At 58.0% G+C, this 11,645-nt stretch carries 11 protein-coding genes; 2 read left to right on the top strand and 9 right to left on the bottom strand.

What is annotated here, in order from left to right; translation table 11 throughout:
• Positions 1-148: 148 nt before the first annotated feature.
• The 9 genes from IIY41_RS11985 to IIY41_RS11945 all read right to left on the bottom strand — a co-directional run bounded on the left by IIY41_RS11985 (position 149) and on the right by IIY41_RS11945 (position 9,061).
• Positions 149-1,132 (bottom strand): Gfo/Idh/MocA family protein, encoded by a 984-nt coding sequence (locus IIY41_RS11985; protein ID WP_134108318.1) that lies wholly within the window; start codon positions 1,130-1,132, stop codon positions 149-151.
• A 416-nt stretch (positions 1,133-1,548) separates the two neighbouring features.
• Positions 1,549-2,193, bottom strand: a complete 645-nt coding sequence (plsY, locus tag IIY41_RS11980; RefSeq protein WP_117460598.1) for a glycerol-3-phosphate 1-O-acyltransferase PlsY — start codon at positions 2,191-2,193, stop codon at positions 1,549-1,551.
• A gap of 94 nt (positions 2,194-2,287) precedes the next feature.
• Complete coding sequence (der, locus tag IIY41_RS11975) at positions 2,288-3,613, bottom strand: ribosome biogenesis GTPase Der (RefSeq protein WP_055080692.1); 1,326 nt, start codon at positions 3,611-3,613, stop codon at positions 2,288-2,290.
• A gap of 39 nt (positions 3,614-3,652) precedes the next feature.
• Complete coding sequence (locus tag IIY41_RS11970) at positions 3,653-4,948, bottom strand: DUF512 domain-containing protein (RefSeq protein WP_205485068.1); 1,296 nt, start codon at positions 4,946-4,948, stop codon at positions 3,653-3,655.
• A 70-nt stretch (positions 4,949-5,018) separates the two neighbouring features.
• Positions 5,019-5,201, bottom strand: a complete 183-nt coding sequence (gene rpmF / locus IIY41_RS11965) for a 50S ribosomal protein L32 (protein WP_009325427.1) — start codon at positions 5,199-5,201, stop codon at positions 5,019-5,021.
• Positions 5,202-5,227: 26 nt separating this feature from the next.
• Complete coding sequence (locus tag IIY41_RS11960) at positions 5,228-5,722, bottom strand: YceD family protein (protein ID WP_055080690.1); 495 nt, start codon at positions 5,720-5,722, stop codon at positions 5,228-5,230.
• 143 nt (positions 5,723-5,865) lie between these two features.
• Positions 5,866-6,270 carry a hypothetical protein gene (locus tag IIY41_RS11955; protein WP_009325425.1) on the bottom strand — a complete coding sequence of 135 codons (405 nt, stop codon included), beginning with the start codon at positions 6,268-6,270 and terminating at the stop codon, positions 5,866-5,868.
• A 38-nt stretch (positions 6,271-6,308) separates the two neighbouring features.
• Positions 6,309-7,643, bottom strand: coding sequence for a glucose-6-phosphate isomerase (locus IIY41_RS11950; protein ID WP_154522806.1), 1,335 nt, complete (start codon positions 7,641-7,643; stop codon positions 6,309-6,311).
• An 83-nt stretch (positions 7,644-7,726) separates the two neighbouring features.
• Positions 7,727-9,061 (bottom strand): D-alanyl-D-alanine carboxypeptidase family protein, encoded by a 1,335-nt coding sequence (locus tag IIY41_RS11945; RefSeq protein WP_050005612.1) that lies wholly within the window; start codon positions 9,059-9,061, stop codon positions 7,727-7,729.
• Positions 9,062-9,247: 186 nt separating this feature from the next.
• On the opposite strand from IIY41_RS11945, the gene mtaB reads away from it, so the two are divergent.
• Positions 9,248-10,540 carry a tRNA (N(6)-L-threonylcarbamoyladenosine(37)-C(2))-methylthiotransferase MtaB gene (mtaB, locus tag IIY41_RS11940; protein WP_055080688.1) on the top strand — a complete coding sequence of 431 codons (1,293 nt, stop codon included), beginning with the start codon at positions 9,248-9,250 and terminating at the stop codon, positions 10,538-10,540.
• Positions 10,541-10,749: 209 nt separating this feature from the next.
• Positions 10,750-11,565, top strand: a complete 816-nt coding sequence (locus tag IIY41_RS11935; protein ID WP_055080687.1) for a C39 family peptidase — start codon at positions 10,750-10,752, stop codon at positions 11,563-11,565.
• Positions 11,566-11,645 lie beyond the last annotated feature (80 nt).

The following is an 11,645-nucleotide window of genomic DNA, read 5'->3' as shown; positions in this document are numbered from 1 at the left end:
GGTTTTGCATGGTTCAATGTTCTCAAAACTCTGTGCGCCAGCACAGGGGCGTGTGCCTTGCACACGCGCGGCCGCGCAAGCGGCAGCTTTGAGGTTATTATACCATATGTTTCCCCAGCGCTAAACTGTACCGTGTACTCCTGCTCTTTCAATTCTCCAGTAAAATCCTTAAATCTTCATATGCCTCGCGGATATCCGGCAGGTCTGCGGGAAGTATATCTCTGTTTTTAATCTCCTTGGCATAACGGTCAAAAAATGTTTCTTCAAACGGTATGACCGGGAAGTCTTTTTCCAAGCCGTTTCGCGTCGCCGTAATTACAGCTTTCCCCTCTCGTATTTCATTCCGGAACAGCCATCCTTGGTCAGTGACCATAAAGCACTGATCAATGTGTTCCCTGTCGTTTTTTGCGCTGTCATATACAGCAAGCTCCGCTGCCCATGTGATGAAAAGATGCGCCGAAGCCCCCTGCTCAAAATCCACCTTTAAAAACTGTGTATCATCACATGCAAGCGAGTGTGTGTGGTCATCTGAAAAGAAGACCCTTCCCACAACCCTCCGGCCCATCAAATAGCGCGCCGCATTCAAATTATGCAGCATAGCGTCCATGAATGGGCCACCATTTTTTTGGGGGTCCGTGGCCCAGCGGTTCCACGTAGGATAGTGGTGGAGCCAATCCTGCTTGTAAAGCGCCAGCTTACCGAATTCTCCTCCTGAAAATATTTCTTTATAAGCTTCAATAACCGGATTATTGGTTCTGCGATAAATCACACCACACCGCACCCCCGCCTGCTCCACCGCCTCGGTCATTTCCCGTGCGTCTGAAAGGTCCGCAGCCAACGGTTTTGTGGCAACGATCTGCTTTCCGGCTTTCGCCGCCGCCAGAACATATTCTTTCCGTGCAAACGGCGGCACAAACACACACACTACATCTATCTCCGGATCGTTTATAATCGCCTCCGGGCTGTCTGCCGCCTTCGCGCCGAAAATCTCCGCATACCGTTCCGCATTTGCGCTGTTCACCGGAGAATACAACAGCTTCACCTCGACTTGCCGGCTGCTGAGCAAATCGGCAGCGCGCAGCCGCAAAAAGTCCCCGCAGCCGATAATTCCGATTCTAAGCTTTCCGCTCATCTTTGACTATCCCCGTTTCCTATAATTTTCCCTATCGCTTTTCTCCGATATTGCTCTACCGTTTACTATACAACACCTGTACCCTTTTGTAAAATCAAAGCGCACAGACGGAAAACTCCGTCTGTGCGCTTTAATCCAGCTTGCCGAAAAAGCTTCGCTTTTGCGCCAAGCTGCCTACGAACAGGGCCTTTGGCCCCGTTCGCCGCGCACGGCGCGGGGTCATTTTAAATGAAAAAGGGGTTCACCACCCCTTTTTCAAGCTTTTTCCCCGGACTCTTCTTTTCCTTCTTTGCCTTTTTCGACAGTCTGAATCAAAGCGCACAGACGGAAAACTCCGTCTGTGCGCTTTGATCGTCTTATAAAATCAGCGTTGCCAAGCTCCTGCAGTGAATCTGCCGGATGACAAAAGCCCGTCTTTATTTTTTCTTCCGCCCGAACTTGTATTCCGTCCCGTTTTTAATGCGCTGGATATTGCTCCGGTGCAGCCATATAACCAATCCGCCGATGAACGCCGCGCAGCAAGTGGTAAGCACGACGTCGCGCCCAGCCACAAAATGAAAGTACAGAAATGTAACGGCGGGATACGCCGCCGCGCAGCAGATGCTTGCCAGAGAAACCATTTTGCTGCACAGGAACACGATAAAAAACACCGCCAACAAAGGCAAAATAAGCACCGGCTTGATGGCAATGATCGTGCCCGTGGCCACAGACACAGCCTTGCCGCCCTTGAAGCCGAAATATACCGGGTACACATGCCCCAGAACCGCACAAAACGCCGCGATATAGGCACCGTAGATAGGGTCTGCCGCCGTAAACGCACCGAACGCCCATTTCGCCAGCAGCACCGCCAGGATACCTTTTCCGATATCGCCCACAATGGTGAGCGCCGCCGCGCCTTTTCCAAAGGTGCGCAGCACATTGGTCATACCCGCGTTGCCGGAGCCGAAGGTGCGGATGTCCTTGTGATACAAAAGCCTTGTCACGATGATGGAAAAGCTCAGAGAGCCAAGCAGATACGCGGCGGCAGCACATGCCGCGCCGCACAGCACGGTTTGCAGCATCGGTAATCCCTCCTGTATTCAGCGCCGGGCACACCGCCCGCCGCCTTTGTTCCGGCGTGCCGCGCGGCACGCTCTTCCGGCCCTGTACGGGCAGCTACACCTTTTCCCCGCGCTCGCGGATAACGATGCGCACGGGCGTCCCCTCCAGGCCGAAGGTCTCGCGGATCTGATTCTCGATATAACGCGCGTAAGAAAAATGGAACAGCTGCTTGGAGTTGCAGAAGCAGACGAACGTGGGCGGGCGCGTGGCGATCTGGGTCATGTAGTAGATCTTCAGGCGTTTGCCTTTGTCGCTGGGCGGCTGCACGCGCGCCGTAGCCCGGGCCAACAGATCGTTCAGCATGCCCGTGGTCACGCGCATGGCGTTCTGGCTGTCCACAAACTTGATCAGCTCGAACAAACGGTCCACACGCTGGCCCGTTTTTGCCGAAATGAAGATGATGGGTGCGTAAGACATAAAGCTGAAATCGTTCATCAGCTTTTTGCGCTGTACATCCATGGTCTTATCGTCTTTCTCCACCGCGTCCCATTTGTTGACGGCAATGATGCACGCCTTGCCCTGCTCGTGGGCGAAGCCCGCCACCTTAGAATCCTGCTCGGTAAAGCCCTCTGTGGCGTCGATCATGATGACACACACCTTGGCGCGCTCCACGGCCGCCAGACTGCGCAGCACGCTGTACCGCTCCACGCCGTCCTCCACTTTGCCGCGTTTGCGCAGGCCGGCAGTGTCGATAAACGTAAATTTGCCGTACCGGTTGTCCACATCACTGTCCACCGCGTCCCGGGTGGTGCCCGCCTCGTTGGCGACGATCATGCGTTCCTCGCCCAGGATATGGTTGACCAGGCTGGACTTGCCTACGTTGGGGCGGCCGATGACCGCCACACCGATGCGCTCGTCCTCATCCTCTCCATCTTCATTTTCAGGCAGGCAGGCGCACACCGCTTCCAGCAGGTCGCCCGTGCCGTGGCCGTGCACCGAGGAAACCGGATACGGTTCGCCGATGCCCAACGAATAAAAGTCATACAGTTCCATGGGCGGCTCGCCCACACCGTCTACCTTGTTTACCACAAGGAACACAGGCTTGCCGCTGCGCATGAGCATGGCCGCGATGTCCTGATCCTGCGCGGTGACGCCGCTGCGAATGTCCGTCACAAACAGGATGGCGTCCGCAGTATCGATGGCGAGCTGCGCCTGCCCGCGCATATGACGCAGCAGCACGTCGTCCGCTTTTGGCTCGATGCCGCCGGTATCGATGAGCAGAAAACGGTGGTCCTGCCATTCGCAGTTGCCGTACAGGCGGTCCCGCGTGACGCCGGGAGTGTCTTCGACAATTGCCAGCCTCTGGCCTACCAGCTTATTGAACAATGTGGATTTGCCGACATTCGGCCGCCCCACGATGGCTACGATGGGTTTTCCCATAGGTCTTCCTTTCTTTTGTATCAGGCTTCCGCAGTTTTCTCACTTCAGCAGGGCTTTCAGCAGCTCCCCGCCGTTCTGCGGCAGGATGCGCACGCGCACGCCCAACGCCTTTTCCAGCTGCTTGACAGTAACGTCGTCCAGGAATTTGTCCTTTTCCTCCCGCAGCATCACCTCGGGGATGCCCAGCGTATGGCTGCGCAGCTTCCCTTTCAGCTGTGCGATCAGGTCTGTGCCGGTGATGAGGCCCGCAACGCTGACGTTCCCGCCGAAAAAATCGTTCCGGATGCAGTGGACCGTCACCTTTACGTTGCGGTGCAGGCTCTGGAGCGTATCCGCCAGCATGCGGATGAGCGGATAGGCCAGCGTACCCGTGGCCACATCGATGGCGCGCGGCAGCAGCGTATGCTTTTGGTCCGGCAGCGCGTTCATGAACTCATCGTGCAGCAAGCGCCACATGCCTACGCCATTCTCCAGCTGTACATAATCATCGTAATATTCATCCGGCGGGATGGGCCTGCCCGCCAACAGAAACCATTCATCGCCGGGATACACCACGCGCACGCCGTACTGCCGCTTATATTTTTCACCGTACTCTTCAAGGATATCCAGCACCTCACAGGCGCTCTCCCTGTCGTACGGCTCCAACGGATACAGGCCGTCGCGGTAGCGTGTCAGGCCCGTGGGCACGGCCGCGATGCTGCGCACCGCCGGGTACAGGCCGCCCAGCTTTTCCAGGCTTTTGCGCAGGTGCCCGCCATCGTTGACGCCGCGGCACATCACAAGCTGGCAGTTCATCTCAATGCCCGCTCCGGCAAACTCGTCGATGTATTTCAGCACCTCGCCCGCGTGCCTGTTCGTCATCATTTTCACACGCAGCTCCGGTTCCACGGTATGCACGGAAATGTTGATGGGCGAGATGTGCATTTTTTTGATACGCTCCACTTCGTGGGCGTTCAGGTTCGTCAGCGTGATATAATTGCCGAACAGAAAAGACAGACGCTCGTCATCGTCCTTGAAATACAGCGTCTCCCGCAGGCCGCTGGGGAGCTGGTCGATGAAGCAGAACATGCATTTGTTGCGGCAGGAGTGCTTTTTGTCGATGAGGTAGCTCTCGAAAGCGCACCCCAGCGGCGCATACTCATCCTTTTCCACACAAACATATTCCAGCCTCGCGCCCCGCACCAGGGCCAGCTCCAGCTTCGGGCCGGAGGAAAAGAACTCATAGTCCAGCATATCGTTGATCTCGTTGCCGTCGATGGACAGCAGCGTGGCGCCGGCAAGGCCCGCCTGCTCTGCAGGGGTACCCCTGTCCGCGCCCGTGATCTTTACCGCCATGTGCCCGCCTCCTTCTGCGGCAAAAATAAAAAGGAGAAGGATCGCTCCCTCTCCTTTTGCGGGAAGCTGATTACGCTTCCTTTTTGACGATTTCCTTGCCCTTGTAGTAGCCGCAATTGCCGCATACCTGGTGGGGAAGTTTGTATTCGCCGCACTGCGTGCACTTTGTCAGCGTGGGGGCGGTAAGCTTCCACACAGAGGAGCGCCGTTTATCACGTCTTGCCTTGGAAACCTTTCTCTTGGGTACTGCCACTATAAGCACCTCCTCATGATGTGAATCTAATCGTTGAGCAGTTGTTTCAATATAGAAAGCCTTTCGTCCACGGAACCGCTGGTTTCATGCCTGCAAGAGCATGGTTTTCGGTTGCCGCAAACCGGGCACAGCCCTGCACAATCGTCGCTGCAAAGCAGCACGGTGGGCACTTCGAGCACAAGCTCGGTGTACGCAAGCTCTCTTACGTCCAGCTTGCCGTCGGGCGTAAAGCTAAGCTCCGCATCCGGGTCGCTCAGATCCGCCTCGCGCACGCAATATGTCTTTACGACATGGAACCGCCGCGTACGTTCTTCCAGACACCGCGCACAGGCAAACGCCACATCCGCGGTGATATCCAGCGCGATCTCAAGCATCCGCCCCTGAAGCGTTGCAGTGATGCGCGCCTCCACCGTGCCCGGCACTGTATATCCCGGGAAATCTTCTTCAGAGAGATCCAGTTCCAGCGCTGCGGTGACAGGCTCGTCATACGTACCGAAAATCTTTTTGATGTCAAGCAGCATGATGAGCCTCCTCAAAGGTCGCCTAGTTATTATACCCATAATATGGGGGCTTGTCAAGACCATTTGCACAAAAACTTGCGTCGAATCTCACAGGAACAGGGGGCGCGGCCTGCCGCGCCCCCTGCCCTTGATGGCGTTTATTCTTATGCGTATTTTTTGACGCTCTCAGGCAGGACGTCCATGTCCGCCGACACGGTGACAACGACTTTTACACCGTCGCCCGCAAGCACGTTCAGTTCGTCCAGCAGCTTGCCGAGGCCATCCAGATCGTGGTTGCCCAGCTTCAGCACGCCGTCCAGGTAGACCTCCACGATGTCGTAGTTGCCTGCCAGGATGCCGGCGATAAAGCCGTACAGCATGTCGTAACCGGAAATTTTATACTCGTCAACGTCGATCAGGCGCGCCGCGTGGTCAATATCATACGTGAGCTTCATGGATTTTTCAATGCATACAATATTGCCGGGGGTGGTTTTCGCGGAATCGTTGATCATGTCGATCATCTTTTTCGTTTTGCCGGAGCCTTTGCCACCAACAATCAATTGAATCATAGGAATAGCCTCCTTTATTTTAACACCGTCCGGTGTGATTAACGAAGTTTCGCCTCAAGCTCTGCTTTCTGGGCCTCGTAGCCGGGTTTGCCGAGCAGGGCGAACATGTTTTTCTTGTAGCTTTCCACGCCGGGCTGGTTAAAGGGGTTTACCCCAAGCATATAACCGCTGATGGCGCAGGCTTTCTCAAAGAAATAAATCAGATAGCCAAGGTCGGCCTCCGTCAGGCTGTCGACCTCCAGAATGATGTTGGGCACGCCGCCGTCGGTGTGGGCCAGAATAGTTCCCTCCATCGCCTTGCGGTTCACCACGCTCATATCCTGCCCGGCCAGGAAATCCAGGCCGTCGAAGTTGTCTGCGCTTTTTTCAATGTACAAATCGCGCTGAGGCTGTTTGATGTCCACCACCGTCTCGAACATGATGCGCGCGCCGTCCTGCACGAACTGGCCCATGGAATGCAGATCGGTGGAAAAAATAACGCTGGCGGGGAACAGGCCCTTCTGGTCCTTGCCCTCGCTCTCGCCGAAAAGCTGTTTGTACCACTCGTTCATCATCGTGAAATTCGGCTCATAGCAAGCCATCAGTTCCACGCTCTTTCCCTTGCGGTACAGGATATTGCGCGCCGCAGCATAGCGGTAGCATTCATTCTGCGTGCTGCACACGGCCAGTTCCTCCCGTGCTTTGGCGGCGCCCGCCATCAGCGCGTCGATGTCGCAGCCCGCGGCGGCGATGGGCAGCAGGCCTACAGCCGTCAGCACCGAATAGCGGCCGCCCACATCGTCCGGCACAACGAATGTCTTGTAGCCCTCGTCTGTGGAAAGTTCTTTCAGCGTGCCGCGCGCCTTGTCCGTTGTGGCGTAGATACGGCCTTTCGCTCCGTCCTTGCCGTACTTTTTCTCCAGCAGGGCCTTGAAGATGCGGAACGCCAGCGCCGGCTCGGTCGTGGTGCCGGATTTGGAAATGACGTTCACGGAAATGTCCTTGCCTTCGCAGGCATCCAGCACGCTCTGCAGGTAGGCGGGGCTGATGGAATTGCCCACATAAAAAATCTGCGGCGTTCCCTTGCAGGTGTTGTTGTAAAGCGTTCCCTTCAGCGCTTCAATGGCGGCGCGGGCGCCCAGATAGCTGCCGCCGATTCCGATGACGACGAGTACGTCGCTGTCGGACTGAATCTTTGCCGCAGCCTTTTTGATGCGGGCGAATTCTTCTTTATCATAATCCACCGGCAGATCCACCCAGCCCAGAAAATCGCTGCCGGGGCCGGTCTTGCCGTGCAACGTTTCGTGTGCCAGGCTGACCTGCGGGAAAATCGCGTCGAATTCATCGTCCGCGACGAATTTTGCAAGGTGTCTGCCATTCATTTTGACACTCATTGAAAGCGCCTCCAACCATTCGTTTGATATATACTAAATATATAGGATAGGGCGGCGGGTGTCAAGCCGATATTGTGTATTTTCTACAATGTAAACAGCGCTTTTGTAAGAAGTGACAAGGCCGTGCCCCAGTCCATCTGCGGTACTTCGCTGCGGGTGGTGACGGGATATTCACCCAGTATTTCTTCCCCCGCCTTCAGCGTTACGGAAGCCACCTGCGTGCCTGCCGCCACAGGTGCGTCCAGCTTTTCCGGAAGCACAACGGCCGCCGTCAGCGTCTGGCCCTCGCCTTTTTTCAGCAGCATCTTTTCCGGCACGGTGTAATCCAGCGCCACCTGCTGTTCCACGCCGCCCGTCACACGCAGCGTGTCCGCACGCCCGGCGATCTGGGGAAATGCGCCGGCTTCAAACGTGGCGAAGCCATAATCCAGCATTGCCGTGGCGGATGCAAAACGCTCCTTGCTGGAGGGAGAGCCCAGCACCACGGCCAGCAGGCCCATACCGCCCCGTACCGCACTGGCCGAGATGCACACTCCCGCGCCGTTGGTGGTGCCCGTTTTGAGGCCTGTGATCCCCGCATAGCTCTTAAGCATTTTATTGGTGTTGGTGAGCTGCGTCTCGCCGCCCCGCAGCGTATCCATCCAGATTCCGGAATATTCCAGTATTTTGGGATGGCGCAGCAGCGCCAGAGACATGGCGGCCACGTCCCGCGCGCTGGAATAATGCCCCTCGGCGTCGAGGCCGCAGGCGTTTACAAAACGGGTATGCGTCATGCCCAGCTCCGCCGCGCGGGCGTTCATCATTTCGGCGAACACCGGCTCGGAGCCGCCCACAAATTCCGCCACGGCGACCGCCGCGTCGTTGGCGCTGCACACGCAGATGGCCTTGATAAGCTCATCCAGAGTGAACTGCTCGCCCGGCTCCAGCCAGATCTGGCTGCCGCCCATATTAAAAGCATGCTCACTGATGGGTACGATATCCGTCATGGAAATCTTCCCCGCCTCCACCGCCTCCAGTGTGAGCAGCAGCGTCATGATCTTGGTGATAGACGCCATGGGCACCTCGGCGTCCGGCTCTTTTTCATACAGGATGTCGCCGGTGTCGATGGAAATGAGGATCGCGTTGCGGCACGGGATATCCAACTGCGGTTTTGCAAAGCGCGGGTTTTCCTGCACCGACGTGGCAATGGTCTCGTGCGGGTTGGCCGCGCCCGTCCCCGCGGCGCTGTCCTGTTGTGCGGCGTCTGCGCCGGGCAGCGTTGTTTCCTCCTGTGCGCCGTCCTGCGCGGATACTGCTGCGGGCAGATCCTCGGGCGGCTCCTCCGCTGTGGCCAGCGCCGCAGGGGCAAAGCACGAAAAGGCAAGCGCGGCCAGCAAAACGACTGCCGGCAGCCGCATCCCATTTTTCCGTTCCATCATAACCATCCTCCTCAGTTTCGCGGTCTTTCAATCATCTATATGAAACATGCGCGCCCCGCATGCGTGGATGTCCGCACTGCTCTTGTGATTTCGGCGCGGTTTCTGTATAATAGCTTCATGACCGCCGCTCCAAAACGCCGGGAAACCGCCCTGCGTTTCGGACGCGGCCTGATCTGAGGTGAAATTTTGAAGGTTGCATTTTATACGCTGGGCTGCAAGGTGAACCAGAACGAAACGGGCGCGCTGGCCCAGCTTTTTTATGAAAACGGCTTCGAGCCCGCGCCGGACGGCGGGGAAGCGGACGTGTACATCGTGAACAGCTGCACCGTGACGGCGGGCGGCGACAAAAAAAGCCGCCAGTGGCTGCGCCGCGCCAAGCGGCGGAACCCCGGCGCGGTGACCGTGCTGACGGGCTGCTTTCCTCAGGCCTTTCCCGGGGAAGCGCTGGCTGTGGAAGAAGCGGACATCATCACAGGCTCCGGCGCGCGCCGCCGCGTGCTGGACAACGTGCTGCGCTTTTTGCAGGAGGGTGGCCGTATTGTGGACATTGCGCCCCATGAAAAATCCGAACGCTTCGAGGAACTTCCCATGGAACGTCTGGAGGGGCATACCCGTGCCTTCATGAAAATAGAGGACGGCTGCAACCGGCGCTGTGCCTACTGTGTCATTCCGCGCGCCCGGGGCAGCGTGCGCAGCCGCGCCGAGGAAAGCATCCTCGGCGAGCTGGCCGCACTGGCAAAGGGCGGATACGCCGAGGTGGTGTTTTCCGGCATCAACCTCTCCAGCTACGGCCGGGACACCGGAACAGATCTGGCCGAGATCGTGGAAAAGGCGGCGCAGGTGCCGGGCATCCGCCGCATTCGCCTGGGGAGCCTGGAGCCTGACCTTATGACAGAAGAAATGATCGCCCGCATGGCACGCGTTCCGGCTTTGTGCCCCCAATTCCACCTTTCGCTGCAAAGCGGCTGCGACGCCACGCTGCGGCGCATGCGCCGCATTTACGACACCGCGGGCTATCGCGCAGTGGTGGAAAAGCTGCGGGCCGCGTTCCCGGGCGCGTCTTTCACCACGGACATCATCGTGGGGTTTCCCGGCGAGACCGAGGCGGATTTTGAGGAGAGCGCGGCCTTTGTCCGTGAGATTGGCTTTTTGAAGGTGCATGTGTTCAGTTTTTCCCGCCGGGCCGGCACGCCCGCTTACGATATGCCGGACCAGATAGACGAAGCAGAAAAAGCGCGCCGCAGCCACCGGCTGCAGGCCGAGGCGGACGCTGTGCGCGCTCGAGTCATCGCCGGAATGGAGGGACGTCCTGTCGAGGTGCTGCTGGAAAAGCCGGTGAACAACACGCTGTTCACCGGGTACACCCGGGAGTATGTCCCCGTCCTGCTGAAGGCCCCCGGGCACAGACAGGGCGGCATCGTGCACGCGGTGCTGGGCGCGTTCGACGGCACGCGCTGCACCGCAGCTCTGGCCGAATGAGCGCCGCCGTTTTCAATCAGAATGCCGCAGCCCCGCCCCGCGCATTTCGGGCGGGGCTTTTCTGTGCCCGTGAATACTGAAGATCTGTGAAAAAATGTGGAAATCCCCCGCGCTTGCTTGTGTGTCGCCGTTTTTTGTATTATGTTAAAAGGAAGGCCCCCGCGCCGCACTGCGGCGGACGGACGGCCACGGAAAGGAGGGTGCGCGGCATGCGCGCCGGAATAAAATCCATTCTGCTCATACTGGCCTGTGCCGTGCTGTTCGGCGCCGGGTTTCGTCCCCGCCCCCTGCCCGCCGCCGCTTATGCCGCGACGGGATATTCCTTCGCAGGAGCATTGCGCGCCTGGAAAGAATCTCTGGGTCCGCCTCTGCCGGAGGCCGTTCTGCTGGACGTCCCCGTTGTTTACCAGTGGCCCGAAATGCCCAACGGCTGCGAAGCCACCGCGCTGACAATGCTGCTGCAATATTATGGATTTGCCGCCGATAAGCTCTCCGTTGCATACGATTATATCCCCCGCTCAGACTTCACCTACACCTGGTTTTCCACCTACGGGCCGGACCCTGCCTCCGCCTACGCAGGCGATCCGGCGCTGTTCGGCTTTTACTGCCTGGCCCCTGCCGTGGCCGAAGGAGCAAACCGTTATCTTGCGGAACAGGACAGCACGCTGCGCGCGGTGGATATCAGCGGCGCGGACGGTTACGTGCTCCGAAGGAGCATCGCTCAGGGACGGCCGGTGGTGGTCTGGGCGACCATCGGCTTTGAGCCCTTGGTGTACAGCGATTATTCCTGGCGGCTGTATTCAGACAGCTCCGTCTACCATCCCTACAAAAACCTGCACTGTCTTGTGGTATGCGGCTACGACGCGGACTATTTTTATATCCGCGATCCGTTATACGGCGCGCTGCAGATCGAATGCGGCACCTTCCTGCTGCGCTACGCGGAAATGGAACGCCGTGCAGTCGTGCTCAGCGAAGCGCCGCCGGATGCGTCCGCTCTGTATCCGGGAGGTGCAAGGCTCTCATAAGCCCCACTGTAAAAACAAAAAACGAAAAGCGTCCGGCAGCGTTGACGGAACACCCCCCAAGCACCCGGACGCGTGATTTT

It is taken from the genome of Ruthenibacterium sp. (assembly GCF_017421385.1).
GTDB classification, from domain to species: domain Bacteria; phylum Bacillota; class Clostridia; order Oscillospirales; family Ruminococcaceae; genus Ruthenibacterium; species Ruthenibacterium lactatiformans.
Note: the sequence above shows the minus strand (reverse complement) of the source record. Positions and strands in the feature narration are given on the sequence as shown.

Bases quoted from the DNA above. Each gene is read 5' to 3' on its own strand.
- IIY41_RS11985 (WP_134108318.1), bottom strand. From the start codon at position 1,132: ATGAGCGGAAAGCTTAGAATCGGAATTATCGGCTGCGGGGACTTTTTG.
- plsY (WP_117460598.1), bottom strand. From the start codon at position 2,193: ATGCTGCAAACCGTGCTGTGCGGCGCGGCATGTGCTGCCGCCGCGTAT.
- der (WP_055080692.1), bottom strand. From the start codon at position 3,613: ATGGGAAAACCCATCGTAGCCATCGTGGGGCGGCCGAATGTCGGCAAA.
- IIY41_RS11970 (WP_205485068.1), bottom strand. From the start codon at position 4,948: ATGGCGGTAAAGATCACGGGCGCGGACAGGGGTACCCCTGCAGAGCAG.
- IIY41_RS11960 (WP_055080690.1), bottom strand. From the start codon at position 5,722: ATGCTGCTTGACATCAAAAAGATTTTCGGTACGTATGACGAGCCTGTC.
- IIY41_RS11955 (WP_009325425.1), bottom strand. From the start codon at position 6,270: ATGATTCAATTGATTGTTGGTGGCAAAGGCTCCGGCAAAACGAAAAAG.
- IIY41_RS11950 (WP_154522806.1), bottom strand. From the start codon at position 7,643: ATGAGTGTCAAAATGAATGGCAGACACCTTGCAAAATTCGTCGCGGAC.
- IIY41_RS11945 (WP_050005612.1), bottom strand. From the start codon at position 9,061: ATGATGGAACGGAAAAATGGGATGCGGCTGCCGGCAGTCGTTTTGCTG.
- IIY41_RS11935 (WP_055080687.1), top strand. From the start codon at position 10,750: ATGCGCGCCGGAATAAAATCCATTCTGCTCATACTGGCCTGTGCCGTG.